This window comes from Pseudomaricurvus alkylphenolicus (assembly GCF_011683955.1).
Taxonomy (GTDB): domain Bacteria; phylum Pseudomonadota; class Gammaproteobacteria; order Pseudomonadales; family Cellvibrionaceae; genus Pseudomaricurvus; species Pseudomaricurvus alkylphenolicus.
Genome location: NZ_JAAQPI010000065.1, coordinates 1 through 927 on the forward strand (window position 1 = coordinate 1; position 927 = coordinate 927).

The 927-nt window shown below is 46.4% G+C and carries 1 protein-coding gene; it reads left to right on the forward strand.

Annotated features, from left to right (window positions below; genetic code table 11):
- The first annotated feature begins 268 nt into the window (after positions 1-268).
- Positions 269-619: an acetyl-CoA carboxylase biotin carboxyl carrier protein subunit gene (locus HBA55_RS37125; protein WP_167001288.1), complete on the forward strand. Its 351-nt coding sequence runs from the start codon at positions 269-271 to the stop codon at positions 617-619.
- The last annotated feature ends 308 nt before the right edge of the window (positions 620-927 follow it).

Below are 927 nucleotides of genomic sequence, written 5' to 3' on the forward strand. Positions count from 1 at the left end.
GTCTGGAGAGGCTAGGAAGTGGGATTACATCAAAGAGGTCGAACTAAACCCGGATAACTCGGACCATGAGTGTGAGAAAGCAGCGTAAAAAATGAACTAATGGTGACATCTGTCTTGAAAAACGCCGATCTTTCGTGACTTCCATAATTCCTTGCTAAAGTTGATAAAATCCAGGGCCGAGAAAGCTACTCCTAACAAGCAAGGCCAGCAGGACTCGCATTGCGACTCGCCTCTGCTTTGAGCGTTATGGCACCCAAGAACGGAAACGATGAAGAATCTAATATTGAAGTGGCTTAATGGAGCCTTGGGCCAAAGTGAAGAATTTGAACCAATTCCATTGGAGCAACAAGAGTTTCCCGAAGAGGGAATGATATATGCACCAGGTGCTTTGCAAACAAATGAGGTTTCGGTTGGAGGCTTATATCTTGGTCCCGAGTGCAACTTACTGGTTCAGGCAGGCTCAGAAGTCATTGGGGGGCAACCAATCGCGGAAGTCTGCACTTCTACTCATATATTGGAGGTCTCGGCTCCATGCAATGCAGTCATAGAAGAGCTTCTAGTAGAAAATGGTCAAGTTGTTGAGGCAGAGCAACCATTAGTCAGGCTGAGAAAGCCATAACAATTTTAGGCAGTATAGCGCCTACGGCGCTGGGCTTCCTCTCTGCAGCTTCTAAAGGCGTTATATGCCATGAGAGTCAGTACACTGATTTTGGTTTTGGTACTTATTTCGGGAAACGTTTTCGCCAAATGTGCGCAATATCCACCAGATATGGATGCTGCATACAGCGAGGCGGAAGAAACCCCCTGTGTCAGGATAGATGTCACCCCCTAAATTGTTGAAAACTTGAACAGGGGGCTGATGAGGAATGAGTGAAACACTATTCACCAGAAAGGAAAGAAGCGGTACTTAAGAAGCTGTTGCCACCA

Coding starts and splice junctions, on each gene's coding strand:
- HBA55_RS37125 (WP_167001288.1), top strand. CDS start 269: ATGAAGAATCTAATATTGAAGTGGCTTAATGGAGCCTTGGGCCAAAGT.